Here is a 25,457-nt window from a genome sequence, read left to right as displayed (position 1 = left end):
TCAAATGGCAAAGCGCGTGTTTTCAGTGGCATTCGCCGCTACAGTCCTGGGCGGTCTGAACGGCTGTGCGACTACGGCGAACAATCCCAAGGATCCCTACGAAAGTTTCAACCGTGCGATGTTCTCGGTCAATGAGGGCATCGACCTGGTCGTCAAACCGGTCGCCCAGGGCTACGATGCGGCCGCACCGTTGCCGGTGAAGGCCGGAATCGGAAATTTCTTTGGCAATATCTACGACGTATGGACGGCGGTTAACAATTTTCTGCAAGGCAAAGGCGGTCAGGGTTTGTCTGACGTTGGCCGGGTACTGGTCAATACGACGATTGGCATCGGCGGCGTTTTTGATGTGGCCAGTGAAATGGGGCTGGAAAAGCACACCGAAGATTTTGGCCAGACCCTCGGCAAATGGGGCGTTGATGACGGCCCCTATTTCTACTGGCCACTGATCGGGCCACGCACGACGCGTGATTCGTTCGGCTGGCTGGTTGATAGCTACGCCGATCCGGTCTGGCGTGTCGATGATGTCGCCCTGCGCAATTCGCTGGTTGGTGTTCGTTTCATTGATCTTCGCGCCAGTCTTTTACCGACCGACAGGGTTGTCGAGCAGGCGGCCTTCGACAAATACAACTATATTCGCGATGCATACCTACAAAACCGTCGTAGCGAAATCAACGACGGGAAAACCCTGATTGAAGGCCGTGGCGAAGGCGAATGCAAGCAGAGCCGGTGTTACTGAGTCGCTTGTTGTTCTTTAGAAAGCGACTGATGAAACCGCTGTTTTCGTTGCTGCTTGGCGTGTTCGTGTTTTGTGCTCCAGCCTTTGCCCAGGAAGATTCGCCAGACGCGCTGATCAAGAAAGTGACCGACGATGTCCTGAGCATCGTTCGTCAGGACAAGGATATCCAGAACGGCAATACCAAAAAGGCCATCGAACTCGTCGAGATCAAGGTGCTGCCCCACTTCAACTTCCAGCACATGACGGCGCTGGCGATGGGGCGCGACTGGAACAAGGCGTCGCCTGAACAGAAGAAGCACCTGTCCGACGAATTCAGGACGCTGCTGGTCCGCACCTACTCCAATGCGCTGACCAGCTACAAAGATCAGACGGTACGCTACAAGCCGACCCGGATGCAAAGCGGCGATATGGAGGTGCTGGTCAAAACCGAGATTGTGCAGCCGGGCAGCAAGCCGATCCAGCTGGATTACTCACTGGAAAAGTTAAGTGATGCGTGGAAGGTCTATGACGTCGTCGTTGCTGGCGTCAGTCTGGTGACCAACTATCGCGACACGTTCAATCAGGAAGTTCGTGCCAATGGCATTGATGGCCTACTCCAGATGCTCACGACCAAGAACAAGCAACTTGAAGCCGGCAAGAAATGATTGAAAAAAATGGGGGCGGCCTTTCTGTCACGGGCCCCATGCTGATCGCCAACGCCAGCGCCCTGCTCCAAGCGGGGCGAGATTTTTTGCGCCCCGAAGTGGTGGCGACTGCGCCGGCCACAGCCAGCGAAATCGTTTTCGATCTTTCTGCAGTTGCGCAAACCGATTCGTCGGCACTCAGCGTCATTTTCGGCTTGTTGCGCACCGCGCGTGAATGCGGCGTAACGATGCGTGTCACCAACCCGCCGGCAAGCATGATTAGCCAGGCTGCGCTATACGGCGTTTCCGATTCTCTTTCGCTCGCCTGATCAGCGCGCGTGTCTGTAAAGTTCTGATGCCATGGGCGTCGCTGTTTCCATTCAGCAGCTTGTAAAATACTTCGGTAGTTTGCGGGCGCTTGACGGCGTTTCACTGGAAATTGCCGAAGGCGAGTTCTTCGGCCTGCTGGGACCGAATGGCGCCGGCAAGACGACACTGATTTCCTGTCTGGCCGGCTTGGTTCGTCCTGACCAGGGCCAACTCAGTGTGATGGGTTACGATGTGCATGGCGATTATCGCGAAGCGCGCCGGCGGCTCGGCGTGGTACCGCAGGAACTGGTTTTCGACCCGTTCTTTTCGGTGCGCGAGACCCTGCGCATCCAGTCGGGCTACTTTGGCATCCGCAACAACGACGCCTGGATCGACGAAATTCTTGAGAATCTTGATCTCACCGCCAAGGCCAATGTCAATATGCGCCGCCTGTCCGGCGGCATGAAACGGCGGGTGCTGGTCGCGCAGGCGCTGGTACACAAGCCGCCGGTGATCGTTCTCGATGAGCCGACTGCCGGAGTCGACGTCGAGTTGCGGCAGGGCTTGTGGCAGTTTGTCCAGCGCCTGAACCGCGAAGGGCATACGGTGATTCTGACCACCCATTATCTGGAAGAAGCCGAAGCGCTTTGCGGGCGTATTGCCATGCTCAAGCAGGGGCGCGTCGTGGCGCTGGACACGACCAGCAACCTGCTGGCCCGTGTTCCCGGGCACACGCTTAATCTGCGCCTGGCCAATGCGGCTAGCCTGCCACTAGCCTTGCGCGCGCGCGCGACTCAAAACGAGGGGTGCTGGATTTTTCGACTGGCCGGGTTCGATGAGATCGAGCACCTGCTGGCGGAAATTCGCGTGGCGGGCGGTGTGATTGAGGACCTGCGCCTGACCCAGGCCGACCTCGAAGATGTCTTTGTCGCTGTCATGCAGGGGGCAGAGGCCAGAGAACAGGCGGTAAGCCGATGAGCGGTTTCCGTACACTGCTCTACAAAGAAGTGCTGCGCTTTTGGAAGGTCAGTTTCCAGACGGTGGCCGCGCCGGTGCTGACGGCGCTGCTCTACCTGCTGATCTTCTCGCACGTGCTTGATGCGCAGGTGCAGGTCCATAACGTGCGCTATGCCGCGTTCCTGATTCCCGGGCTGGTCATGATGTCGGTGCTGCAAAATGCTTTTGCCAACAGCTCGTCCAGCCTGATTCAGTCCAAGGTCATGGGTAGCGTTATCTTCATCCTGCTGCCGCCGATTTCCTACGTTGAGTTTTTCCTCGCCTATGTTGTCGCGGCCATGCTGCGCGGACTAATGGTGGGCCTCGGCGTGCTTGTCGTGACCGGCTGGTTTGCGTCGCTGAGTTTTGTCGCACCGGGCTGGATCCTGGTGTTCGCCATTATTGGCGGCGGCATCATGGGATCGCTGGGAATGATTGCCGGTATTTGGGCTGACAAATTCGACCAGCTCTCGGGTTTTCAGAATTTCCTGATCATGCCGCTGACCATGCTCTCAGGGGTGTTCTACTCGATCCACTCGCTGCCGGTCTTCTGGCAGCGAGTATCGCATTTCAACCCCGTTTTTTATATGATCGACGGCTTTCGTTTCGGCTTTTTCGGTGTTTCCGACGTGGCGCCTGCAACCAGCCTGGCCGTTGTCGCCGTAAGTTTTCTTGTTGTTGCGTTGACCACGCTGGCGCTATTGCGCAGCGGTTACAAGTTGAGGTACTAAACCATGATGAACCCCGAACAGATAAAAAAAATAATCGCCGAAGGCCTGTCGTGCGAAGGGCTGCACGTCGAGGGTGACGGCGAGCACTTTGAAGCGATCCTCGTCAGCTCCGCATTCGCTGGCAAGAGTCGTGTTCAACGCCAGCAACTGGTTAACGCTATTTTGCGTCCGTATTTCGATAGTGGCGAACTGCACGCTCTATCGATGAAAACGCTTACCCCCGAGGAGCGGAGCGCACTCCGTGGATAAATTACTGATTCAGGGCGGCACGCCGCTTACCGGTGAAGTGGCCATGTCCGGCGCCAAGAATGCTGCGCTGCCGATTCTCTGCGCCAGCCTGCTTGCCGCCGAGCCCCTGCACTTCACCAACGTGCCTGAGCTTAACGACATTTCGACCATGCGGCGCTTAATTGGGCAGATGGGTGTTGAGGTTACGCTGGACGGTGACGATGGCCTGATCCTCGATAGCCATGGGTTGCATAATCCGACTGCACCTTATGACATGGTCAAAACCATGCGCGCCTCGATTCTGGTGCTTGGTCCCCTGCTCGCACGCTGCGGCGAGGCCAAGGTGTCGCTGCCCGGCGGTTGCGCCATCGGCGCCCGGCCGGTCGACCAGCACATCAAGGGTTTGCAGGCGATGGGCGCTGAAATTCATGTCGAACACGGTTACATTCTTGCCCGGGCCAGTCGTTTGAAGGGTGCGCGCATCGTCACCGATATGGTGACGGTAACCGGGACCGAGAATTTGATGATGGCTGCGGTGCTCGCTGACGGTGAAACGGTCATTGAAAACGCCGCGCGTGAACCGGAGGTCGTCGATCTGGCCAACTGCCTGATTGCCATGGGCGCTCGGATTACGGGCGCCGGAACCGACAGCATCTGCGTCCATGGCGTTGAACGTTTGCACGGCGCGCGCCATGCAATCATGCCCGACCGTATCGAAACGGGCACCTATCTTTGTGCTGCGGCAGTGACCGGCGGCCATATTCGCCTGACCAATACCTCGGCCGCCTATCTCGATTCGGTGCTGCAGAAACTGCGTGAAGCGGGGTGCGAGGTGACGGCCGAAAGTAGTGCGATCAAACTCAAAGCGCCGCCGCGGCTCAAGGCGGTGAGTATTCGCACCGCGCCTTATCCGGCCTTTCCGACCGATATGCAGGCGCAGTTCATGGCCATCAACTGTGTTGCCGAGGGTTCGGCTGTGATCCGCGAAACGATTTTCGAGAACCGCTTTATGCACGCCGTCGAATTAATCCGGCTCGGCGCTGACATCAGGATCGACGCCAACAACGCACTGGTGACTGGCGTAGCGTGTCTTGACGGGGCGACGGTGATGGCTACCGACTTGCGCGCTTCAGCCAGCTTGGTCATCGCTGGCCTGGTGGCGCAGGGCGAAACACTGATTGAACGCATCTACCACCTTGATCGCGGCTACGAACGGATTGAAGAGAAGCTGACCAGGCTGGGCGCCAAGGTCAAGCGGGTACATTGAAGGTGTTGGGCGCGGCGTTGCGGTAAAATCGCCCCTTTACCAAGCAGCATAAAGGATCAGCGCCGTGAATGGCATTACCATCGCCCTTTCAAAGGGCCGAATTTTTGAAGAAACCTTGCCACTGCTTGCGGCAGCCGGCATTGAACCGCTGGAAAACCCCGAGACTTCGCGCAAGCTGATTATCCCGACCACCCGTGCCGATGTGCGCGTCGTCATCGTGCGCGCGACCGATGCGCCGACCTATGTGCAGTACGGCGCGGCGGATATCGGCGTGGCCGGCAAGGATGTGTTGCTCGAACACGGTAGCGAAGGACTCTACCAGCCGCTTGACCTGAAGATCGCCAAGTGCCGGATGATGGTTGCGGTTCCCGTTGGCTTTGACTACGAAAACGCCGTGCGTCAGGGCGCACGGCTCAAGGTGGCAACCAAATACATCAACATCGCGCGTGAGCATTTCGCCGCTAAAGGGGTGCACGTCGATCTGATCAAGCTCTACGGCTCGATGGAGTTGGCGCCGCTGGCTGGTCTGGCTGATGCCATCGTCGATCTGGTATCGACCGGCAGCACGCTGAAAGCCAACAACCTGGTGGCGGTTGAGCACATCATCGACATTTCCTCGCGTCTGATCGTCAATCAGGCTGCACTCAAACTTAAGCGCGAGAAGATTGTTCCGATTCTTGATGCCATTGCGAGTGTTGTCGGGTCGTGCGTAGTCAAATCGTGATTTCGATAAAGCGCTTTTCCAGTCGTGATGCGGATTTTAAAATGCGACTCGATTCGCTGCTGGCCTTTGAAAGTGCGCAGGACGAATCGGTAGACCGCACGGTCGCCGCCATTCTGGCCGACGTCAAAGTACGCGGCGACGCTGCCGTGGTTGACTACACCAATCGCTTCGACCGCCTCGCCGTGCACTCGATGGCGGAGCTTGAACTGTCCCGCGACGAGTTGCTGAACGCACTGAATCACTTGCCCAAGGTTCAGCGTGAAGCGCTCGAAGCGGCTGCGCGCCGCGTTAGAAGCTATCACGAGCGGCAGACCCTGCACAGCTGGCAGTTTGAGGAAGCCGACGGCACGCTGCTCGGCCAGAAAGTGACAGCGCTGGACCGTGTTGGCCTCTACGTTCCCGGCGGTAAGGCGTCTTACCCGTCGTCGGTGCTGATGAACGCAATTCCAGCCAAGGTGGCCGGTGTCAGGGAACTCATCATGGTTGTGCCAACGCCGGACGGCGAACGCAATCCGCTGGTGCTGGCGGCGGCGGCGCTGGCCGGTGTCGACCGCGTGTTCTGCATTGGCGGCGCCCAGGCGGTAGGTGCGCTGGCCTACGGTACGCAGAGTGTGTCGGCGGCAGACAAGATCGTTGGTCCCGGCAATGCCTATGTCGCTGCGGCCAAGCGTCGCGTCTTTGGTGTGGTTGGCATCGACATGGTGGCCGGGCCTTCGGAAATACTCATCATCTGCGATGGTCAGACAGATCCCGACTGGGTGGCGATGGATCTTTTTTCTCAGGCCGAGCACGACGAACTGGCGCAATCGATACTACTCTGCCCAGATGCGGCCTATATTGAGCGCGTTGCCCAAGCCATGGATAAACTGCTGCAGACCATGCCGCGCCAGGACGTGATCCGCGCGTCACTGGAACATCGCGGCGCGCTGATCGAAGTGCGCGACCTGGATGAGGCCTGCGCCATCGCCAATCGCATTGCACCGGAGCACCTGGAATTGTCGCTGGCCGACGCTGAAGTCTGGGTGGACAAAATTCACCATGCCGGCGCCATTTTCATTGGCCCCTATACCTCCGAATCGCTCGGCGATTACTGTGCCGGACCGAACCACGTGTTGCCAACCTCAGGCAGCGCGCGCTTCTCATCACCGCTCGGTGTATACGACTTCCAGAAACGCAGCAGCCTGATCCGTGTCTCGCAAGCGGCGGCGAAGACGCTGGGGCGTATCGCGTCACTCATGGCGCAGGGCGAGGGTCTACAGGCCCACGCCAGATCCGCCGAGTACCGGGTCGACTCCTGATCTATGGCGCACCCGGCATTCTGATTACGATAATTATTGCCGCACACCTTGAAATATTACCTTTCCGCCCCTATCATTAGCACTCGTCAGCCATGAGTGCTAACAGCCCGGTCTGGGCTCCCTGGCTTGGCAACGATGAATTCGTAGTCACTTACGCTTAAACCCCAAGGAGAAACTGCATGAAAATCCGTCCTTTACATGATCGCGTGATTGTTAAACGCCTCGAAGAAGAACGTAAGACCGCTTCTGGCATCGTGATTCCTGATGCCGCTGCTGAAAAACCAGATCAGGGTGAAATCATCGCCGTCGGCAAAGGCAAGATCCTCGAAAGCGGTGAAGTTCGCCTGCTCGACGTCAAGGTCGGCGACCGTGTCCTGTTCGGCAAGTATTCCGGCCAGACCGTCAAGGTTGATGGTGAGGAACTGCTGGTCATGCGCGAAGAAGACATCATGGGCGTCGTTGAAGTCTGAGTGTAGTTCACCCGGCACACGATCCCTGCTTCACAGCAAAACTCACACCACTACCGAATTATTAGGAGTATCACAATGGCAGCAAAAGACGTTAAATTTGGTGATTCCGCACGCGCTCGCATGGTCGAAGGCGTGAATATCCTGGCGGATGCAGTCAAAATCACGCTCGGCCCCAAGGGGCGGAATGTCGTTCTGGAGCGCTCGTATGGCGCCCCGACCGTGACCAAGGACGGTGTATCCGTCGCCAAGGAAATCGAACTGAAGGATAAGTTCGCCAACATGGGCGCGCAGATGGTCAAGGAAGTGGCTTCCAAAACCTCCGACATCGCTGGCGATGGCACCACCACAGCCACCGTTCTGGCTCAGTCAATCGTCCGCGAAGGCATGAAGTACGTTGCCGCCGGCATGAACCCAATGGATCTGAAGCGCGGCATCGACAAGGCGGTTATCGCCACCATTGATGAACTGAAGAAGATCTCCAAGCCGTGCTCGACCAACAAGGAAATCGCCCAAGTCGGTTCGATCTCCGCCAATTCCGACAGTTCGATTGGCGACATTATTGCCGAAGCGATGGAAAAGGTCGGCAAGGAAGGCGTCATTACCGTCGAAGACGGCAAATCGTTGAACAACGAACTCGACGTCGTCGAAGGGATGCAGTTTGATCGTGGCTACCTGTCGCCCTATTTCATTAACAATCCGGAAAAGCAAAGCGCGATCCTGGACAACCCTTATATTCTGATTTTCGACAAGAAAATCTCCAATATTCGCGATTTGCTGCCCGTGCTCGAGCAGGTCGCCAAAGCGGGTCGTCCGTTGCTGATCGTTGCTGAAGATGTCGATGGTGAAGCACTGGCCACCCTGGTGGTCAACAACATCCGCGGCATTCTGAAGACCTGCGCCGTCAAGGCTCCAGGCTTCGGCGACCGGCGCAAGGCCATGCTCGAAGACATCGCTGTCTTGACGGGTGGTCAGGTTATCGCTGAAGAAGTCGGTCTGACCCTCGAGAAGGCTACCCTGGCCGAGCTTGGCCAGGCCAAGCGCATCGAAATCGGCAAGGAAAACACGACAATCATCGACGGTGCCGGCGATGCCCTTACTATCGAAGGACGCGTCAAGCAGATTCGCGCCCAGATCGAAACCTCGACCAGCGATTACGACAGTGAGAAGTTGCAAGAACGCGTGGCCAAACTGGCCGGCGGTGTTGCGCTGATCAAAGTTGGTGCGGCCACCGAAGTCGAAATGAAGGAGAAGAAGGCGCGCGTCGAAGATGCGCTGCACGCAACCCGCGCCGCCGTTGAAGAAGGCATCGTTCCAGGCGGTGGTGTTGCGCTGCTGCGTGCCCGTGTGGCCTTAGCTTCGCTCAAGGGTGATAACCATGACCAGGACGCCGGCATCAAGATCGTTCTGCGCGCCATGGAACAGCCCTTGCGTGAAATCGTTGCCAATGCTGGCGAAGAGCCTTCCGTCGTGGTTAATGCCGTGGTCAATGGCAAGGGCAACTACGGTTACAATGCGGCCACCGGTGAATATGGCGACATGGTCGAAATGGGCGTGCTCGATCCGACCAAGGTGACGCGCACCGCGCTGCAGAACGCAGCGTCGATCGCTGGCCTGATGCTGACTACCGACTGCATGGTTGCTGAACTGGCCGAAGACAAGCCAGCCGGTGGCGGCATGGGTGGTGGCATGGGCGGTATGGGTGGCATGGGCGGTATGGACATGGGCATGTAATCAACCGGCAGATCATGCCAGTTTGGGCGTAATTGCTTGCGATTCGCTCACCGAACCCCCCCGCCGGGCAGAATCCTGCGGGGGGGTTCTTTTTATCGAAGGCTTGATGAAAGGCCGCGTCATGAGTCCTAAACCGACATCGCAGACCGAGTACTCGCAGTTTTCCCTGCTCAAGACCCGTCGCTTTGCGCCATTTTTCGCCACGCAGTTTCTCGGCGCCTTCAACGACAATCTGTTCAAAAATGCGCTGGTGGTGCTGCTCACCTTTCAGGCGGCGAGCTGGACGACATTGGTGCCCGAGATGCTGACCAATCTGGCAGCCGGGATTTTCATTCTTCCCTTTTTCCTTTTTTCGGCGACCGCCGGGCAACTGGCCGACAAGATCGACAAGGCGAAATTGGCACGCCTGGTGAAAGTGCTGGAGATGGCGATCATGGGCGTCGCCGCGCTCGGCTTCTTCATGCACAGCCTGACCGTGCTGCTCGGCGCACTGTTCCTGCTTGGTTTGCACTCGGCCCTGTTCGGCCCAGTTAAGTATGCGATTCTACCGCAGCATTTGCGCGAGGAAGAGCTGGTGGGCGGCAATGCACTGGTCGAGAGCGGCACCTTTGTTGCCATTCTGATCGGCACCCTGGCTGGCGGCTTGCTCGCCGGTGTTGGTTCTCACCCCGGTTGGGTGGCCTTTGCCGGGCTGCTGGTTGCCGCCGCCGGTTTTCTTGCCAGTCTGGGCATTCCGCCGGCGCCGGCGCCTGTTCCCAATCTGGCGGTCAACCTCAATCCATTCTCCGAGACCTGGCGCAATATTGGCTTTGCTCGCCAGAATCGCACCGTATTTCTATCGATTCTCGGCATCTCCTGGTTCTGGCTCTACGGGGCGCTGTTTCTGGCCCAGTTTCCGGTTTATGCCAAGAAGGTTCTGGGCGGTGATGAAAGTTCGGTCACCCTCCTGCTCGCCACCTTTACCGTGGGTATCGGCTTGGGGTCGATGCTGTGCGAGAAGCTTTCGGGCAAACACGTTGAAATCGGCCTGGTGCCCTTTGGCTCGATCGGCCTGACACTGTTTGGCCTCGATCTGGTCTTCTCCTCACCCGCCACTTTGCCAGCCGCCGCGCCGCTGGCGATGAGCAGCCTGCTTGGCTTGCACGAGACCTGGCGCGTCCTCTTCGACCTTTTCGCTCTGGGCCTTTTCGGCGGTTTCTTCATCGTCCCGCTCTACGTCCTGATCCAGTTGCGCAGCACCCCCGAGCATAGAGCGCGCATCATCGCTGCCAACAACATTCTCAACGCGCTGTTCATGGTTATCGGCGCACTTGCGGCGGCGGGCGCACTCGGCAACGGGCTGCCGATTCCCCTGCTGTTTGGCTGCGCCGCGCTATGCAACGCGCTGGTCGCCATCTACATCTACAGCCTAGTGCCGGAATTCATGCTGCGCTTTCTTGCCTGGCTGCTCATCCATTCGATCTATCGCCTGGAACAGAAGGGGCTTGAGCATATACCGCACGACGGGCCGGCGGTGTTGGTCTGCAACCACGTCAGCTTTGTCGACCCGATCGTGGTCGCCGCAGCCAGCCGGCGACCGATCCGTTTCGTGATGGATCACCGAATTTTCCGCATGCCGCTCATTGGCTTTATTTTTCGGCACATGCGAACGATTCCGATTGCGCCCGCCAGGGAAGATGCGGCGTTGATGGAGAAAGCTTTCGCCGAAGTGGCTAGTGCGCTTGAGAACGGCGACCTGATTGGCATTTTTCCCGAAGGGGGTATTACCAACAACGGGGAGCTGCTGGCTTTCCGTCCCGGTGTTCAGCGTATCGTGGCGCGTACGCCGGTGCCTGTTGTGCCCATGGCCTTGCGCGGATTGTGGGGAAGTTTTTTCAGCCGTAAAAACGGTCCGGCAATGAGCAGGCCGTCGAATCTGCGGCCTTTCGCGAAGATCGGGCTGTATGTTGGCGAGCCGGTAGCGCCGGAAGCGGCGACGCCGGAATACCTGCAACAGCGGGTTGCTGATTTGCGCGGTGACCTGAAGTAAGTTCGCACAGGGACGCCATGTGGTTTCCGAGAATACTGTTTGGCGAGGAATTTTTGTTTCTATTTGTAGTCACTAAAAATTATTGACGCACGTCAATTAATTTCCTAATCTGTGCTTATGTCTACACGTACTGGAACCGCTCATGTCGTCACCACGACCCGCACGTACAAAGATCGGGTCTATCGCACGCATCTGTTGCGTCGCAGCTATCGTGAAGGCGGTACGGTAAAGAATGAGACGCTGGGCAATCTGTCGCATCTGCCCGAGGCGCTGGTAGACATCATTCGGCGCACGCTGCAAGGCGAGACGTTCGTCCCTATTGGACAGGCTTTCGAGATTTCGCGCTCACGTGCGCAAGGTCATGTGCACGCGGCGGCCACCGCGATGCAGCGCCTCGGGTTCGCGTCGCTGATCGCTGCCAAGCCGTGCCGCGAACGTGATCTGGTGCTGGCCATGGTCGCCTCGCGCATCGTCGGCCCACAAACTAAATTGGCCACCACCCGCACGTGGCACACGACGACGCTGGCCGAGGATTTTGCGGTCGCGGACGCCAGCGAGGACGATCTGTACGCGGCAATGGACTGGTTGTTGACGCACCAAGGCCGCATCGAGAAGAAGCTTGCGGCGCGCCATTTGCGCGAAGGTGGTCTGGTGCTCTACGACCTCTCCTCCAGTTACTTCGAGGGAACCACCTGTCCGCTGGCCAAGCACGGCCTGCTGCAGGCGAACTACGGCTTGCTGACCAATGCCCGAGGGTGTCCGGTGGCTGTGTCTGTTCATGATGGCAATGTTTCAGACAGTACAACCTTCCTGCCCGAAGTGCAGCGGCTGCGCACTGAGTTTGGTATTGAGCAAATGGTCATGGTTGGCGACCGGGGGATGATCTCGCAAAAGGCCATCGATGCGATGCAGGGAAACGAAGGCTTTGACTGGATCACGACGCTCAAGAGCGGTTCGATCCGTGCGCTGATCGAGCAGGGGCAACTGCAACTGGGTTTGTTTGATGAGCGCAACCTGTTCGAGTTTAGCGCCCCGGACTATCCCGGCGAACGCCTGGTGGCGTGCCGCAATGCCCCGCTGGCAGCGCTACGCGCCCACAAGCGCGAAGCCTTGCTGTGCGCCACCGAGAAGAACCTTGAGAAAATCAAGAAGCGCGTGGTCGCCGCCAGACTCACGGGCCAGGACGCCATCGGCGTGTGCGTCGGCAAGGTCGTCAACCAGTACAAGGTGTCCAAGCATTTCGAGCTGGTCATTGACGAGGCGGCATTCTCATTTCGACGCAAGCCGGACAGCATCGCCGCCGAAGCGGCGCTGGACGGCATCTACATCATTCGCACCTCGGTCTGTGCCACGCAGATGAGCGACGCGGACTGTGTGCGCAACTACAAGTCGCTGGCCAACGTCGAGCTCGCCTTCCGTTCGTTCAAGAGCATTGACCTGAAGGCGCGCCCGATTCATCACCGGCTGGCCGATCGGGTGCGTTCGCATATCTTTTTGTGCATGCTGGCGTACTACGTCGAGTGGCACATGCGTGAGGCTTGGCGCGAGTTGATGTTTGCCGATACAGACCAGCAAGCCAAGGCCGTCCGCGACCCCGTGGCACCGGCTACACGCTCCGAAGCCGCCTTGGCCAAGGTAGCGCGCCACACCCTCGACGACGACACGCCGGTTCATAGCTTTGCCACCTTGATGGCTGAATTGGCCACTATCACCCGCAATACCTGCCGAACGCCGATGGCCGCTGGAGATACACCAAGCTTCGCTATCCTCACCACCGCAAACGCGAAACAGCGGCGCGCTATGGAACTTCTGCAACAGATATCACCGTAGTCAGAAAACAGAACCCCGACCTCAAGCCAACCCCTTACGGGCTCAGGAAAATTCGCTCATCACGTGGTGGAACTTCAGATTAAATCATGACTCAACTTAGCGTTCAGAAAATTCTTTGCGCCTTGGCGCCTGCCGGTGTACCCGTTACGGTCAAGGGGTGGGTGCGCACACGGCGCGACTCCAAGGCTGGCGTATCATTTGTCAACCTATCCGATGGCTCATGTTTCCACCCGATACAGGTGGTGGCGCCCGATACGCTGGTTAATTATGCCGATGAGGTTGTCCACCTCACCGCCGGCTGCTCGGTTGAGGCGACGGGCTTGATCGTTCCCTCCCCCGCCAAAGGCCAACCGTTTGAAATGCAGGCGACGGCAATCAAGGTGATTGGCTGGGTGGATGACCCGGATACCTATCCGATCCAGCCCAAGGCGCACAGCATGGAGTATCTGCGCGAAGTGGCGCACCTGCGTTCGCGCACCAATGTGATCGGCGCGGTTACACGCGTTCGGCACACCATCGCGCAGGCAATCCACCGTTTCTTCGATGAGCAGAATTTCTTCTGGGTGAACACCCCAATTATCACCGCCTCTGATGCCGAAGGGGCAGGTGAGCTGTTCCGCGTCTCGACGCTGGACCTGATGAATCTGCCGCATACAGCAAATGGCAAGGTGGATTTTTCCAAGGATTTTTTCGGACGCGAATCCTTCCTCACGGTTTCCGGCCAGTTGAATGTTGAAACCTACTGCATGGCAATGTCCAAGGTGTATACCTTTGGTCCGACGTTTCGCGCCGAGAACTCCAACACCAGCCGCCACCTCGCGGAATTCTGGATGGTCGAGCCGGAAATTGCCTTTGCCGATCTGACGGATGACGCGGCCCTGGCCGAAGCCCTGTTGAGCTATGTTTTCACAGCGGTACTCACCGAACGCGCTGACGATATGGAGTTTTTCGAGGAGCGCATCGAGAAGGGCGTGATCAACAAACTAAGGGCCATGATCGACTGCGATTTTGTGCGCATGGATTACACCGAGGCCGTAAGAATCCTGGAAAACAGCAAGGAGAAATTCGAGTATGCGGTGCAATGGGGCATGGATTTGCATAGCGAGCACGAACGCTTTCTGGCCGAAAAGCATGTCAAGGGTCCGCTGGTGCTGATGAACTACCCCAAAGAAATCAAAGCGTTTTACATGCGACTTAACGATGATGAAAAAACCGTCGCCGCCATGGACGTTCTGGCCCCCGGCATCGGTGAAATTATCGGGGGCTCACAACGCGAAGAGCGACTCGACATTCTGGATAAACGCATGATTGAAAGCGGCCTCGACCCGGCGCATTACGGCTGGTACCGCGATTTGCGCCGCTACGGCACGGTGCCGCATGCGGGCTTTGGCCTTGGCTTTGAGCGCACCATTTCATACATCACTGGGCTAGCCAATGTGCGCGATGTAATTCCGTTCCCGCGCACGCCCGGCAACGCCAGGTATTAGAGTTTTTAAATTGATGCGGCCGGTTTGCGAGGCCATCTGTTGTGCTGGTAGCAGCGGGATCACCGGACTTGCGTGGTGAATCAGCATCAAGTGAGTGGCGAGCCAAATATGACAAAAACATTATGGCCGTCCGACTACTTCAATGCCAAGCGGCAGCAGGACGCCGGAAGCGCCTCCCAGTCTCTTCCGTGAGACTGGGTTACAAGGGAAACGGTACTATCTGGTAACACCCGCCGAGCAAGGCGGCGGTCAGCAAATAGATGACTAGGGCCCCATGCCTGCACCATGGCGCGATGATCTCGCCGCGCAATTGCAGCCAGCCGAGCGCGCCGCTCCAGATCAGCGCCGGCAGCAGGACGGCGGCGCGCAAGGTCGGCAGCAGGTGACCGAGCGCCAGCCCTTCGCGCGCCAAAATGCCCAGCGAGTATTCGAGCGAGCCGACGAAAAGACCGATGCCGGCCAGCGGAATCAATCCATAGGCCAGGCGGACACTGCGTTGCAGCGAACCGGCGCCGGCCAGCAGCAGAAGCAGCGCGACGCCGCTGCCGATGAGCAGCGCCGGCAGCAAGATGGCGAGCGCGGCGCTCGTCCACGGCGTCCAGCCTTGCAGCGCGACACCGAGCGCTGCATGCCACGGACTGCCGCGCCAGTGCAGCGCGCCAAAAGAGAGTCCGATGAGCACGAAGGCGATGACCAGCGCCTCCCAGCGCCGGGCTTCGCCCTGCCCTGCGCCGAGCGCCGCAATCTCGCCGCCCGGCTGCCGCAGGGCGAGCTGCACGGCGTTGCGGTGACCGCTGCAGCGCCCGCACATATTGCATTTTTCATTGCTGCGCAGGCGCCGCACGTCAAGCAGCAGCGGACAATCGACCGCCCTCGCCTGGGAGCGCGGCAGGCGCGGTGCACTATCCCAGGCCTCGCGGTCAACACGGAAATGGAAGATCGCGCAGCGCGAGAGCAAGGAGAAGACATTGGCCAGCGGGCAGAGGTAACGGCACCAGACGCGCTTGCTGCGACCGACCAGTGTACCGGTAACGATGGCCAGCAGGCTGGCGCCGCCGAGCAGCGCCAGGGTCGCGTTCGGCGAGCGGTAGGCGTCGGTCAGGTGCTCGTAGACGATCAGCAGACTGAAGCCGAGCATCGGCCAGCCCGACCAGCGCAGCCAGGCGGGGATCTTTGCGCCCTTGCCGTGGCGGCTGGCGAATTCGGTGAGCATGCCATCGGGACACAGAACGCCACACCAGAGTTGCCCGAAGAGCAGCGTTGCGAGCAGCACACCCGGCCACCAGATGCCCCAGAACAGCGCTTCGGCAAAGCGCGCCAGGCTGTCGAAAACGCCGGCCTGTGCCAGCGGAGGCGGTAGCACGACCGGCCCGATCAGCAAAAAGGCGTAGAGCGCGGCGAACGCCCACTGAATGCGCAGGACGAGCGTCTGCCGACGTTGCAGAAAATCGCCGAGCGCCTGCAGCGAAGGCGGTGCCGGTAGCCGCAGCACGTTTATCGGGCGCACTACCGACCGCATTCCTGCGGCGGTCCCGCTGGTTGCCGCGCTCTGGGCAACACTTTCAGCCAAGGTGGCGCTCGGCAATCTTGCGCACTTCAACGTCAGGATCGTCGAGCGCGACGGTCAGCGCGACGAACGCCGAATGACCGCCGATCGCAGCGAGCGCCCCGGCGGCCTCCTTGCGCAGGTTGCTGACCGGATGTCCCATGGCCTCGACCAGACCGGCGACCGCGCGTGGCTCGCGCAACTTGCCGAGAACACCCGCTGCCTTCAGGCGCACTTCCCAGCTCGGGTCGGCCAGCGCGGCGATCAGGCCATCGGCGGCGCCCGGCAGCAGCAACTTGCCGAGGGTGACGGCGGCTTCCTGGCGGACCTGCCAGTCATTGTCGGCCAGCGCGGCGAGCAAGGCCGGCAGCACCGACGCGTCGGTGGCGTAAGCCAGAGCGCCAACGGCCGCCAGACGGATCGCCGGCTCGGGGTCGCTGCTCGCGCGCTGCGCGAGTTGCGGCAGTGCCTGGCTCTCCTTGAGGTAGCCGAGGACGCCGACCGCCTCTCGGCGGACGGCGGCCAGTTCATCGTCGAGGCTCTGCAGCGCCAGCGGCAAGGCCTGCGGCTGCCGCAGCTTGCGCAATCCGCCGAGGATTCCGGCGCGCGCCAGCGGCGCAGCAGCGGCGAAGCGGCGCAGCAGAACCGGCGCTGCCTGCCCGTCGAGCAGTTCCGAGAGTGAGAGCGCGGCGGCGGCACGCACTACCGCGTCGGGGTCGACCAGCAGGTCGATGAGCGCGTCGACGGCACCAGCGTCGGGCTGGCCTTCGAGCGCCCGCGCGGCTTCGAGGCGGACGCCCGGATCGGCGTCGCGGCTAGCCGTGATAAAGAGATCGGGATGTTCGGTAGCGTAATCGACAAGGCCAAGCAGCGCGATGCGCCGCACGGCGGCATCGTCGCTGTTCAACAGCGGCAGTGCCGCCTGGATGTCGGGGTCAAGTTGGGTCATCTTCTCGCTCAACGCAGCAGGTAGGGAATTTCGACGCGGATCGCCTGGGTCGGGCAATCGTGCTGACACGGCAGGCAATACCAGCATTCGTCGTAGGCCATGCGCACCTTGCCGTTGCCCAGGTCGAGGATCAGGATGTCGGTCGGGCAGACGTCGATGCAGACGCGGCAGCCTTTCTCGGCGATGCATTTGCCCGGATCGACAATGATGTTGACCAGGCCGCGGGTCTCGTAGGTAGTCATGTTCTCTTTCTCCTCAGGCCGCCAGCGGCGTGTCGACGCGCATTTTGCTGTAGGCATCGCGCTCGTTTTCGTCGAGCGGGTAGATGTAGGGCGGCACCGGGCGAGTGAAGCATTGAGGACGGCCGTCGGCGCCCTTCTTCACTTCGACGAAGACGAACCAGTCCTGGTCGTTGCGTTCCTCGAAGTCGGGGCGGTAATGGTAGAGCCCCCAGCGACTTTCGGTACGGTAGAGCGAGGCGATCGCCGCAATTTCGGCGCAGTCGAGGATGGCGTAGACCTCCATCGCGCGCATCAGCTCGTGCGGATTGTTGGCCTTCATCTGTTTGAGATCCTCACCAATCGCGGCGAAGCGCTGCAGGCCGATCTCCATCTTGCTGGTCACCTTTGGCGGCTGCAGATAGTCATTGACCATGCGCCGCAGCTTGTATTCGATCTGCGTCGGCGGGATGCCTTCGGCGCGCAGCAGCGGCGCGAAGACACGTTCACGTTCGCTCTCGATCTGCTCCTCGTCGATCTGCGCCTGCTCTTTGCCGACGACATAGTCGACGGCGTCCTCGCCGGCGATCTGGCCGAAGACGAAGGCGCCGAGCATGTAGTTGTGCGCGACGTTGCACAGGTCGCCGGCGGCGTAGAGGCCGGGCACCGTGGTGCGCGCGCTCTCGTCGACCCACACGCCGGACGCGCTGTGGCCGCCGCACAGGCCGATCTCCGAGATGTGCATCTCGACCAGGTCGGAGCGGTAATTGACGCCGCGCCCTTCGTGAAAGAGCCCGCGCGACGGGCGCTCGGTGACGTGCAGCACGTTCTCGATCTTGCTTACCGTCTCGCCGGCCAGGTGGTCGAGCTTGAGGTAGACCGGGCCATTGCCGCCTTCGAGTTCGCGCCAGAATTCGAGCATCATCTGGCCGCTCCAGTAGTCGCTCTTGATGAAGCGCTCGCCCCTGGCATTGACCGTATAGCCGCCGAAAGGTCCGGTCACGTAGGCGCAGGCCGGGCCGTTGTAGTCCTTGATCAGCGGGTTGATCTGGAAGCATTCGATTCCGGACAGCTCGGCGCCGGCATGATAGGCCATGCTGTAGCCGTCGCCGGCGTTGGTCGGGTTCTCGTAGGTGCCGAACAGGTAGCCCGAACTGGGCAGACCGAGGCGTCCCGCGGAGCCAGTACAGAGCACCACCGCCTTGGCACGGATGACGACGAACTCGCCGCTGCGCGAGTCGAGCGCCATAGCGCCAGCGATGCGCCCATCGCGGCCGACCAGCAGGCGGGTGGTGATCAGGCGATTGCTGACCTCGACGCCGAACTTGCGCAGCTTCTTGAAAATGTGCTTCTTGATGTCGTAGCCTTCGGGCATCGGCAGTACGTAGGAACCGAGGTGATGCACCTTCTTGACCGCGTACTCGCCGGTCTCGTCCTTCTCGAACTTGACGCCCCAGCTATCGAGTTCGCGGATCATGTCGTGGCTGCGGATGGCGTAGGCATTGATCGCCGCCTGATTGACAATGCCGTCGTTGGCGATGGTGATTTCCTTGACGTACTGCTCCGGCGTCGCATAACCGGGGATGATCGCGTTGTTGACGCTGTCCATTCCCTCGGCGATGGCGCCGGCGCGCTTGACGTTAGCCTTGTCGAGCAGCAGCACCTTGAGCTGCGGCGACTTCTGCCTGGCCTTGATGGCAGCCATCGGACCGGCGGTACCGCCGCCGATGACCAGCACGTCGACTTCAATATTTCTTGTTTTCATTTTGTTCCTTGCGGGTTGCAATGCGGATTGGTGTTGCCTGGCAAGCGACAGCTCGCCGCTTCGTCACTCCCGGTCCGGCTCGACCCGGGTTTTCAAGAGACCATTCTCGAAACTGGCGTCGAGCCAGTCGTTGAACAGTTGCTGATGTTCCCGACCGAACTCCAGGCGCACGTCGTCCGCCTGCCTGACGTCGCGATAGATCGGGTTCTGCCAGCGGCTTTCCTGGTCTGTTTAGTGGTTGATAAATTGCGGCTTAGCCGCCACGGTTGATGCGTAACTGGTAGCGGAAGGCGTCGCCACGTTAATAGAGGTATTCGAAATCGAGCGGAACGCCGGCGGCGCTATGGTTCAGCCGTTCGATGCGCAGCACCGGCGCTCCATCCGACATCTCCAGCAGCCCGGCGAGAACAGGGTCGGCTACGGTGGCCTCGATACTCAATTCGGCCTGCCCAAGGGGAATGCCGTAGTTATTCTCAATAATCAGGAAAATGTCGCGCGTCACCAGTTCCTCATGCGCCAGCCCGAGCCGGCGCGCGACCGCCTGGGTGGCAGCGACGGTCCCCAGACTCTCGACCCAGTTACGTGTTTCATAACCCAGGCGCGACATCGCTTCGCCGAAACCCCGCAGGCGAGTCAGTTCCTCAAACGGCTTGAGGCGTAAGACGAACGAGCCCTTGCCGACGACGCGAAAAATCAGCCCTTCGCTCTCCAAGTCACCGAGCGCCTGACGAACGGTGATGCGGCTGACACCGTGGTGCCGCATCAGCTCGCTTTCGGACGGCAGGCGATCATTCTGGTGGTATGAGCCATCGACGATTCGGGAACGCAGCGCTTCCCTGATCTGAATGTAGAGCGGTACCGGATGGCTGGCACGCTGCACGGCGGCGGGAGTGGTTGGCGCGTTCATTTTTCTCAGACGGAGAACGAAGATGCGTTGGCCGGTACCTTGCCCAGCGGGCTCAGGCGTTCGAGATAGGCCGGATGCTTGCCTCCGGGATGCAGCAGTTCGAGGCAATGCCGTTTGAGTTCGATGAAGCGCGCGGAAGTGACCAGCGACCCATCGCGCGGGCGGCCAAAACCGAGCCTGCGTTCGTCGATGATTCGCCCCGGACGCGGACTCATGACCAGGATGCGGTCGGCCAGAAAAAGCGCCTCGTCGATGTCGTGCGTGATGAAGACGATACTGGTGCGGATGCGCGACCACACCTCGAGCAGGTGCTCCTGCATCATCAGTCGGGTCTGCGCGTCGAGCGCGCCGAAGGGCTCGTCCATCAGCATCACGCGTGGATAGTTGATCAGCACGCGGGCGATTTCGACGCGCTGCTGCATGCCGCCCGAGAGTTGCGCCGGATAGTGATTCTCGAAGCCTTCGAGACCGACCAGATTCAGCAGGTCGTGCGCCTGACGCTGCCGCTGATCACGAGCCACTCCCTTCATCTTGAGGCCGAAGGCGACGTTATCGACCACCCGCTTCCACGGAAACAGCGTGTGCTGCTGAAAAACCAGTGCACGTTCGGGGTGCGGCCCGCTGATCGGCAGGCCATCAACGCGGATGCTGCCGTGACTGGGCACGAGATGGCCGGCCAGCGCGCCGAGCAGCGTCGACTTGCCGCAGCCGGAGGGACCGAGCAGGCAGACGAACTCGCCGGCTGCCACCGTAAACGACACGTTGTGCACAACTTCTAGGCTTTGTCCAGGCTCACCGAGGTGTATATGCAAGTGATCGATGTCGATATGGCCCAGCGTTGCCGCGCTTGCCGGCGAGCTCACGATCTCCCTCCTTGCGGCTGATACCAGGGCATCAGGAGCTTGCCGAAGCGGTTGATCAGTGCGCTGCTACCCATGCCCAGCGCGCCGATCACCAGCATGCCGACGACGATTGCGGCGTAGTTCTGCACCGTGTAGGACTCCCAGGTGTAGTAGCCGATTCCGAACTGTCCCGAGATCATCTCGGCGGTGACCAGGCAAAACCAGCAGGTGCCCATACCGATCGACAGGCCGGTGACGATGCTCGGCGCAGCACCAGGGGCGATCACCTCGGTAAACAGGGACCAACGCCCGCAGCCAAGGCTGCGCGCCGAGGCGATCAGCCGCGGCGAGACGCCTTCGACGCCGTGAATGGTGTTGAGCAGGATCGGAAACAGCGCGCCGATGAAGGTGATGAAAATCATGCTGCCCTCGGACGAGGGAAACATCAGGATCGATAGCGGAATCCACGCCACCGCAGGAATCGGCCGCAACACTTCGAGCGGCGGCAACAGGCCGTCGTGCGCCCAGCGCAGGCGCCCGATCAGCAGCCCGAGACCGATGCCAAACAGCGCCGCCAGACCGAAACCGAAGAAGATGCGCAGCAGGCTGCTGTAGAGGTGTTGCCCAAGTTTTGGCGATTGCGCCAGATCCCAGGCCGTAGCCAGCACCTCGGCCGGCGGCGGCACATTGGCGAAAGTGATCACGCCGAGGGGCACGCGGTGGCTGGCCAGCACGTGCCAGATGAGTACGCACAGCAGCAACCCTCCCGCCTGAAAGGCCAGGCGGGCCCAGGCCCAGCCCGACGCGGCGGATGCGACGACGGGCGACAGATCGGGCGAGCCCGTATCGACAGACCCGGCCAGGGACAAGGACGGTTGCAGGCTGGTCATCGCGCTCTACACCGTAGACTTTAGTTGGCAGCCAGCTTGGCCGATCCCGAGCGCAGCGCCGCATAGTCGAGCAGTTTTCCCTTGTTGGCGCTGGCATAGGCCGCCGCAGCGTCCTTCTGCAGGAAGGCGCTGAGCTGACCACTGGCGTCGCTGGCGAAATACGACTGCGGCGCCAGCAGCTTGATGCGGTGGATCAGGTCGTGCACATAGACGGCGCGTGCGCTCTTGCCCGAGGCCTCAATCTTGCGCAGGTCGCTGAAGGCCGACTCGACGCTGGCGTAGTGGCGTACCTTGGGCTCGCCCTGCACCCAGACGCCGGCGACGCGCCGGGTGTCGGTGATCGGCTTGCCGGTCAGGTGGTCGTTGGCCTTGAGCGGATGCTTGCCATCGTTCTTGAGCGCCGCGTCATAATTGAGGCTCGACTGCTTGAACGCCTCGCGCAGGTAGCGATCGTCGATGACGCGAGTGGCTTCGATATCGGCATCGGTGCGACGCAGCAATTTCAAGGTGTCGATCGACGTTTGCAGTGCCTGCCGATATTCTGGTTTCCAGGCAAAGCTGCGGGTCTGCAAGCCGAGCGGCCCGTGGTAGAGATAATTCACCGGCGCTTCGATGCCGGTGACCTTTTCGATCAGCTCGCTGTATTTCTCGGGATCGGCAGCGATCAGTTTTTCGGCCTCGATCGCCGCGCGCAGGAAGGCGACGACGATCTCCGGGTATTTCTCGGCAAAGGCCGAATTGGCCAGCGTGCCATGATAGGTCGGCGCGTTGGCTTGCGAACCGTCAAAGATCTTGCGCGCGAAACCGCGATGGACAAAGAGCTCGGCGAACGGAACGAAATCGGCGTGGGCCTCGACCTTGCCGGCCTGCAATGCCGGACCAGCGACCTCGGGGGCCTGGGTGATGATGTTGACGTCCTTGTCCGGATCCCAACCCTGGGCGGCGACGGCACGCAACAGCATGCCGTGCGCGGTCGAGGCGAAGGGCACCGAGATGGTCCGGCCCTTGAGCTCCGAGATCGAGGTAACCGGCGAGTCCTTGGGCACGACGATGCCGTTGCCACTGCCCAGGGTGCTACCCGAGAGCACGGTAATGAACACGCTCTTCTTGCCGGCTTTCTGGAAGGCGGCGGCATTGGCCGAACCGGGGAAATCGGCCATCGAACCGATGTCGAGCTTGTCGGCGACCATCTCGTTGGTCAGCGGTGCGCCCGAAGTGAAGTTCTTCCACTGCACGTCGTAGCTCACGTCCTTGTACTTGCCGTCGTGCGGCAGGTACTTGTCGAGCAACTTGAGTTCGCGGATCAACAGGCCGCCGGTGGCGCAGTTGATGGTCGTATCCTGCGTGCCGATGGCGACGCGAATGGTTTCGGCGTGTGCGGAAACGATGGCTAGGGCCACGGCGACCCCCAGCAGCGTGCGATGCAGACTCATGATCTTCTCCAGTTGAAAGCCCGCGCGCGGCGGGTCAGGGGCACTGCACATCGTCACTTAAAACGATTGGTGCAGCGCCAGGTTCGGAGCAGACACCTTAGTAGGCAAAGCCACGCGACCAAACGACTATGTTCTGATAAGGATATAACCTGTCGTGGCGGGCGCGCATTGGCTATCTCGCTAAATCCATTGCCGGCATGGACTTTCAGCGATTGGTGGTCAGCTCTCGACGCGCCAGCGATAGCGGCGTATCCAGCTCGCATGACTTACGCGCTGCGATGAAACAAAGACAGTTGGCCCGTGGACGATGCCAATCAGTTCGTCGTCAGCCGGCCGCCACGACCAAGGCACGGTGGCAGCCGAGAACACTCTTGGCGACCGGCCGATAACTCCAACCAACACAGTGCACCAAGTAAAAAAGCATCGCCGAAGCGATGCTTTTTTACTTGGTGCTGAAAAGGCAGTATTAGTAACCGGCGCCCTTGATCGACTTCAGACCCTTGTACACGGCCTTGTCACCGAGCTGCTCTTCAATACGGATCAACTGGTTGTATTTGCAGATGCGGTCGGTACGCGACAACGAACCGGTCTTGATCTGGCCGGCGCCGGTACCCACGGCGAGGTCGGCAATGAAAGAGTCCTCCGTCTCCCCGGAACGGTGCGAGCAAACCGCGCTGTAGCCGGCCTTCTGCGCCATCTTGATGGCATCGAGCGTTTCGGTCACGGTGCCAATCTGGTTGACCTTGATCAGGATCGAATTGCAGGCCCCCATATCGATACCCTTCTTCAGGCGAACCGGGTTGGTCACGAAAAAGTCGTCGCCAACGATCTGCACCTTTTTGCCCAGGGCCTTGGTGAGTTTAACGTAACCACCCCAGTCACTCTGGTCAAGACCGTCCTCGATCGAAACGATCGGGTATTTTTTGCACCACTCTGTGTACTTGGCAATCATGTCGTCGGCCGTAAACAGCTTGTCCGGGTTCGACTTCCAGAACTTATAGCCCTTGCGCTCACCTTCGTCGAACAACTCGGAGGATGCGCAGTCAAGTGCGATGCCGATCTGCCTTCCCGGCTTGTAACCCGCAGCCACAATCGCCTGCATGACGACTTCGAGCGCCTCGTCGTTGGTCAGGTTCGGCGCAAAACCGCCTTCGTCGCCAACCGCCGTCACATGCTTGCCCTTTTTGAGGATGCTCTTTAGCGCATGGAAAATTTCGGTGATCCAGCGCAGGCCTTCGGAGAAACTCTTGGCGCCGACCGGCATGATCATGAACTCCTGGAAGTCGATCATGTTGTCAGCATGCTTGCCGCCATTGATGATGTTGGCCATCGGCGTCGGCAGTACGAAATCCCTGTTCTTGTGGATCTTGCCGATGTATTTCCAGAGCGGCATCTTGCTGACATTGGCGCCAGCCACGGTGATGGCCATTGAAGCGCCGAGCAGCGCATTGGCGCCGAGCCTGGACTTGTTGGTTGTGCCATCGAGCGCGATCATCGCTACGTCAAGTTCGCGCTGGTTGAGCGGATTCTTGCCTTTGAGCAGTTTGGCGATCGGGCCGTTGACGGCCTCAACCGCCTTGAGCACGCCCTTACCAAGATAAATTTTCTTGTTGCCGTCGCGCAGTTCGCAGGCTTCGAATTCGCCAGTGGAGGCGCCAGACGGAACAGCCGAACGCGCCACGAATCCGTTGTCAAGAGTGATATCGACTTCAACGGTAGGGTTGCCGCGCGAGTCAAGAATCTGACGGCCGACAACCTTGGTGATCTTGACGAACTTGGCAGGCGTAGCCGCCGCTTTGGCGACAACGACCTTCTTTACGGCAGCTGTGGTTTTTTTTGGGGATGAGGGTTTTGTGACGGTGACCATTTTGGTTTCCAATACAAAAGTTGATCAAACACACGGCGAAAAAAACAAACAAGGGCAGGACTATACAACGAAATGCCCTTTGATTAGCTGCCAACGCTGACGTGATCATCAGCATCCGGATTGATGACGCCAAAATGAACCGGCATACGAGCATAAAAATCCGGATATTTTCCTGATGAATGAGCGCCAGCAGCTGTTCTATCTCCTCATCGTTGGCAATGAACTCGACTTCAACTCCCGTACTGCCCGCCAGTTCGTAAAAGCGCTCCTCGTGCACCGCATGGTGTCGGCCAAAGCCACCGATCGCGCGAAATGCGCAACCTCCTCGTATGCCCAGCTTGTTGGCTTTTTCGAGCAGCCACTCCCAAAGCAGAACGCCGTGATGACCCTGCTTCTCGCCCAGGTAAAATCTGAGAAATGAGCCTTCCATACTGGCCTCCCTTAGACATCATGTATTGACCTGCCACACCTCAAGCGACGAGGGTTACGCTTGGGGTTTGTTCAACCGTAGGCGCAGAGCCTAAATTGAGGGAGGCAGGTCATGAAAGAGTTTAGCAAGTACGTGGGGCTGGATGTGCATA

General features: G+C 59.8%; 25 protein-coding genes. 15 read left to right on the top strand and 10 right to left on the bottom strand.

Annotated features, from left to right (window positions below; genetic code table 11):
* Positions 1-4 precede the first annotated feature (4 nt).
* The 14 genes from Q1J43_RS14360 (at position 5) to asnS (ending at position 14,459) form a co-directional block, all read left to right on the top strand.
* Complete coding sequence (locus Q1J43_RS14360; RefSeq protein ID WP_301103194.1) at positions 5-736, top strand: VacJ family lipoprotein; 732 nt, start codon at positions 5-7, stop codon at positions 734-736.
* Positions 737-765: 29 nt separating this feature from the next.
* Entirely contained in the window at positions 766-1,380 is a 615-nt protein-coding gene (locus tag Q1J43_RS14355) for a phospholipid-binding protein MlaC (protein WP_301103193.1), read from the top strand.
* Positions 1,377-1,688, top strand: coding sequence for an STAS domain-containing protein (locus Q1J43_RS14350; protein WP_301103192.1), 312 nt, complete (start codon positions 1,377-1,379; stop codon positions 1,686-1,688). The genes Q1J43_RS14355 and Q1J43_RS14350 overlap by 4 nt, the downstream gene beginning before the upstream one ends.
* Positions 1,689-1,719: 31 nt before the next feature.
* Positions 1,720-2,646: an ABC transporter ATP-binding protein gene (locus Q1J43_RS14345; protein WP_301103191.1), complete on the top strand. Its 927-nt coding sequence runs from the start codon at positions 1,720-1,722 to the stop codon at positions 2,644-2,646.
* Positions 2,643-3,395 (top strand): ABC transporter permease, encoded by a 753-nt coding sequence (locus Q1J43_RS14340; RefSeq protein ID WP_301103190.1) that lies wholly within the window; start codon positions 2,643-2,645, stop codon positions 3,393-3,395. Before Q1J43_RS14345 ends, Q1J43_RS14340 begins: the two co-directional genes overlap by 4 nt.
* A 3-nt stretch (positions 3,396-3,398) precedes the next feature.
* Complete coding sequence (locus Q1J43_RS14335) at positions 3,399-3,644, top strand: BolA family protein (RefSeq protein WP_301103189.1); 246 nt, start codon at positions 3,399-3,401, stop codon at positions 3,642-3,644.
* The gene (gene murA / locus Q1J43_RS14330; RefSeq protein WP_301103188.1) at positions 3,637-4,890 is read left to right on the top strand and encodes a UDP-N-acetylglucosamine 1-carboxyvinyltransferase; all 1,254 of its coding nucleotides are present in this window, start codon (positions 3,637-3,639) and stop codon (positions 4,888-4,890) included. The genes Q1J43_RS14335 and murA overlap by 8 nt, the downstream gene beginning before the upstream one ends.
* 64 nt (positions 4,891-4,954) lie before the next feature.
* The gene (gene hisG, locus Q1J43_RS14325) at positions 4,955-5,614 is read left to right on the top strand and encodes an ATP phosphoribosyltransferase (RefSeq protein ID WP_301103187.1); all 660 of its coding nucleotides are present in this window, start codon (positions 4,955-4,957) and stop codon (positions 5,612-5,614) included.
* Positions 5,615-5,655: 41 nt separating this feature from the next.
* Positions 5,656-6,912, top strand: a complete 1,257-nt coding sequence (hisD, locus tag Q1J43_RS14320; protein ID WP_301103186.1) for a histidinol dehydrogenase — start codon at positions 5,656-5,658, stop codon at positions 6,910-6,912.
* A gap of 179 nt (positions 6,913-7,091) precedes the next feature.
* Positions 7,092-7,382 (top strand): co-chaperone GroES, encoded by a 291-nt coding sequence (gene groES, locus Q1J43_RS14315; protein WP_301103185.1) that lies wholly within the window; start codon positions 7,092-7,094, stop codon positions 7,380-7,382.
* A gap of 75 nt (positions 7,383-7,457) precedes the next feature.
* On the top strand, positions 7,458-9,113 hold the full coding sequence (gene groL / locus Q1J43_RS14310; RefSeq protein ID WP_301103184.1) for a chaperonin GroEL: 1,656 nt from the start codon (positions 7,458-7,460) through the stop codon (positions 9,111-9,113).
* A 121-nt stretch (positions 9,114-9,234) separates the two neighbouring features.
* Positions 9,235-11,142, top strand: a complete 1,908-nt coding sequence (locus Q1J43_RS14305; protein ID WP_301103183.1) for an MFS transporter — start codon at positions 9,235-9,237, stop codon at positions 11,140-11,142.
* A 117-nt stretch (positions 11,143-11,259) separates the two neighbouring features.
* On the top strand, positions 11,260-12,972 hold the full coding sequence (locus Q1J43_RS14300; protein ID WP_301103182.1) for an IS1634 family transposase: 1,713 nt from the start codon (positions 11,260-11,262) through the stop codon (positions 12,970-12,972).
* A gap of 86 nt (positions 12,973-13,058) precedes the next feature.
* On the top strand, positions 13,059-14,459 hold the full coding sequence (gene asnS / locus Q1J43_RS14295) for an asparagine--tRNA ligase (RefSeq protein WP_301103181.1): 1,401 nt from the start codon (positions 13,059-13,061) through the stop codon (positions 14,457-14,459).
* A gap of 199 nt (positions 14,460-14,658) precedes the next feature.
* Here the strand turns inward: asnS and Q1J43_RS14290 are convergent, their stop codons facing one another.
* The 4 genes from Q1J43_RS14290 to Q1J43_RS14275 are packed head-to-tail and all read right to left on the bottom strand — an operon-like array spanning position 14,659 to position 18,937.
* Positions 14,659-16,029, bottom strand: coding sequence for a 4Fe-4S binding protein (locus tag Q1J43_RS14290; protein ID WP_301103180.1), 1,371 nt, complete (start codon positions 16,027-16,029; stop codon positions 14,659-14,661).
* On the bottom strand, positions 16,022-16,954 hold the full coding sequence (locus Q1J43_RS14285; RefSeq protein ID WP_301103179.1) for a HEAT repeat domain-containing protein: 933 nt from the start codon (positions 16,952-16,954) through the stop codon (positions 16,022-16,024). The genes Q1J43_RS14290 and Q1J43_RS14285 overlap by 8 nt, the downstream gene beginning before the upstream one ends.
* An 8-nt stretch (positions 16,955-16,962) precedes the next feature.
* A complete protein-coding gene (locus tag Q1J43_RS14280) occupies positions 16,963-17,196 on the bottom strand; it encodes a ferredoxin family protein (protein WP_301103178.1) in 234 nt (77 codons plus the stop codon).
* Between the two features lie 13 nt (positions 17,197-17,209).
* Entirely contained in the window at positions 17,210-18,937 is a 1,728-nt protein-coding gene (locus Q1J43_RS14275; protein ID WP_301103177.1) for a fumarate reductase/succinate dehydrogenase flavoprotein subunit, read from the bottom strand.
* 33 nt (positions 18,938-18,970) lie between these two features.
* On the opposite strand from Q1J43_RS14275, the gene Q1J43_RS14270 reads away from it, so the two are divergent.
* Positions 18,971-19,207: a hypothetical protein gene (locus tag Q1J43_RS14270; RefSeq protein WP_301103176.1), complete on the top strand. Its 237-nt coding sequence runs from the start codon at positions 18,971-18,973 to the stop codon at positions 19,205-19,207.
* A gap of 31 nt (positions 19,208-19,238) precedes the next feature.
* On the opposite strand, the gene Q1J43_RS14265 is transcribed toward Q1J43_RS14270, so the two are convergent.
* From Q1J43_RS14265 to Q1J43_RS15950, 6 genes are all read right to left on the bottom strand, one after another.
* A complete protein-coding gene (locus tag Q1J43_RS14265) occupies positions 19,239-19,844 on the bottom strand; it encodes a GntR family transcriptional regulator (protein WP_301103175.1) in 606 nt (201 codons plus the stop codon).
* Between the two features lie 5 nt (positions 19,845-19,849).
* Complete coding sequence (locus Q1J43_RS14260; protein ID WP_301103174.1) at positions 19,850-20,707, bottom strand: ABC transporter ATP-binding protein; 858 nt, start codon at positions 20,705-20,707, stop codon at positions 19,850-19,852.
* Positions 20,704-21,576 (bottom strand): ABC transporter permease, encoded by an 873-nt coding sequence (locus Q1J43_RS14255; protein WP_301103173.1) that lies wholly within the window; start codon positions 21,574-21,576, stop codon positions 20,704-20,706. The genes Q1J43_RS14260 and Q1J43_RS14255 overlap by 4 nt, the downstream gene beginning before the upstream one ends.
* Positions 21,577-21,596: 20 nt before the next feature.
* A complete protein-coding gene (locus Q1J43_RS14250) occupies positions 21,597-23,009 on the bottom strand; it encodes an ABC transporter substrate-binding protein (RefSeq protein ID WP_301103172.1) in 1,413 nt (470 codons plus the stop codon).
* A 466-nt stretch (positions 23,010-23,475) separates the two neighbouring features.
* The gene (gene eno, locus Q1J43_RS14245) at positions 23,476-24,774 is read right to left on the bottom strand and encodes a phosphopyruvate hydratase (protein WP_366141929.1); all 1,299 of its coding nucleotides are present in this window, start codon (positions 24,772-24,774) and stop codon (positions 23,476-23,478) included.
* Positions 24,743-25,306, bottom strand: a complete 564-nt coding sequence (locus Q1J43_RS15950; RefSeq protein ID WP_366141927.1) for a DUF190 domain-containing protein — start codon at positions 25,304-25,306, stop codon at positions 24,743-24,745. Before Q1J43_RS15950 ends, eno begins: the two co-directional genes overlap by 32 nt.
* Between the last annotated feature and the right edge of the window lie 151 nt (positions 25,307-25,457).

Origin of the sequence: Propionivibrio sp. (assembly GCF_029255185.1) — a bacterium.
GTDB lineage: Bacteria > Pseudomonadota > Gammaproteobacteria > Burkholderiales > Rhodocyclaceae > Propionivibrio.
The sequence above is the reverse complement of the archived record's forward strand: the minus strand, read 5'-3'. Positions and strand labels throughout refer to the sequence as shown.

Excerpts from the sequence above, each read along its gene's own strand:
- Q1J43_RS14340 (WP_301103190.1), top strand. The coding sequence starts at position 2,643 with ATGAGCGGTTTCCGTACACTGCTCTACAAAGAAGTGCTGCGCTTTTGG.
- Q1J43_RS14280 (WP_301103178.1), bottom strand. The coding sequence starts at position 17,196 with ATGACTACCTACGAGACCCGCGGCCTGGTCAACATCATTGTCGATCCG.
- Q1J43_RS14265 (WP_301103175.1), bottom strand. The coding sequence starts at position 19,844 with ATGAACGCGCCAACCACTCCCGCCGCCGTGCAGCGTGCCAGCCATCCG.
- Q1J43_RS15950 (WP_366141927.1), bottom strand. The coding sequence starts at position 25,306 with ATGGAAGGCTCATTTCTCAGATTTTACCTGGGCGAGAAGCAGGGTCAT.
- Q1J43_RS14255 (WP_301103173.1), bottom strand. The coding sequence starts at position 21,576 with ATGACCAGCCTGCAACCGTCCTTGTCCCTGGCCGGGTCTGTCGATACG.
- groL (WP_301103184.1), top strand. The coding sequence starts at position 7,458 with ATGGCAGCAAAAGACGTTAAATTTGGTGATTCCGCACGCGCTCGCATG.
- Q1J43_RS14305 (WP_301103183.1), top strand. The coding sequence starts at position 9,235 with ATGAGTCCTAAACCGACATCGCAGACCGAGTACTCGCAGTTTTCCCTG.
- Q1J43_RS14355 (WP_301103193.1), top strand. The coding sequence starts at position 766 with ATGAAACCGCTGTTTTCGTTGCTGCTTGGCGTGTTCGTGTTTTGTGCT.
- Q1J43_RS14360 (WP_301103194.1), top strand. The coding sequence starts at position 5 with ATGGCAAAGCGCGTGTTTTCAGTGGCATTCGCCGCTACAGTCCTGGGC.
- asnS (WP_301103181.1), top strand. The coding sequence starts at position 13,059 with ATGACTCAACTTAGCGTTCAGAAAATTCTTTGCGCCTTGGCGCCTGCC.
- Q1J43_RS14250 (WP_301103172.1), bottom strand. The coding sequence starts at position 23,009 with ATGAGTCTGCATCGCACGCTGCTGGGGGTCGCCGTGGCCCTAGCCATC.
- Q1J43_RS14350 (WP_301103192.1), top strand. The coding sequence starts at position 1,377 with ATGATTGAAAAAAATGGGGGCGGCCTTTCTGTCACGGGCCCCATGCTG.
- groES (WP_301103185.1), top strand. The coding sequence starts at position 7,092 with ATGAAAATCCGTCCTTTACATGATCGCGTGATTGTTAAACGCCTCGAA.
- hisD (WP_301103186.1), top strand. The coding sequence starts at position 5,656 with ATGCGACTCGATTCGCTGCTGGCCTTTGAAAGTGCGCAGGACGAATCG.
- Q1J43_RS14275 (WP_301103177.1), bottom strand. The coding sequence starts at position 18,937 with ATGAAAACAAGAAATATTGAAGTCGACGTGCTGGTCATCGGCGGCGGT.
- Q1J43_RS14345 (WP_301103191.1), top strand. The coding sequence starts at position 1,720 with ATGGGCGTCGCTGTTTCCATTCAGCAGCTTGTAAAATACTTCGGTAGT.
- Q1J43_RS14300 (WP_301103182.1), top strand. The coding sequence starts at position 11,260 with ATGTCTACACGTACTGGAACCGCTCATGTCGTCACCACGACCCGCACG.
- Q1J43_RS14285 (WP_301103179.1), bottom strand. The coding sequence starts at position 16,954 with ATGACCCAACTTGACCCCGACATCCAGGCGGCACTGCCGCTGTTGAAC.
- Q1J43_RS14335 (WP_301103189.1), top strand. The coding sequence starts at position 3,399 with ATGATGAACCCCGAACAGATAAAAAAAATAATCGCCGAAGGCCTGTCG.